Here is a 335-nt window from a genome sequence, read left to right on the forward strand (position 1 = left end):
ATATGGAACCGTCGATTCTTTTGGCAGATGAGCCAACGGGTAGCCTAGATGAAAAGAACGCAGAAGCGGTGATGCGCTTGTTCTCTTCATTGACTAAAGAATTTAACTGCACCTTACTGCTGGTGACACACAGTGAGAAAGTCGCAGCCTATATGGAAAAGACCGCGCGTCTGCAAGGAGGACAACTGCATGTTATGGCCCATAGCTAAAGCGCTACTCGGTCATTACAAACGGCACCCATTGCAGATGATTTTAGTCTGGCTTGGGCTGTCCCTTGGTATTTCGGTATTGGTGGGTGTTTTAGCCATTAACCAACATGCCAAGCTCTCCTATAC

General features: G+C 47.5%; 1 pseudogene. It reads left to right on the forward strand.

Annotation, left to right across the window (positions count from 1 at the left end):
• Nucleotides 1-209 (forward strand): annotated as a pseudogene (locus AB4585_RS22600) (ABC transporter ATP-binding protein); the annotation flags it as partial.
• Nucleotides 210-335 lie beyond the last annotated feature (126 nt).

Origin of the sequence: Vibrio sp. 10N.222.49.C9, from assembly GCF_041474985.1 — a bacterium.
Classification (GTDB): Bacteria; Pseudomonadota; Gammaproteobacteria; order Enterobacterales; family Vibrionaceae; genus Vibrio; species Vibrio crassostreae_C.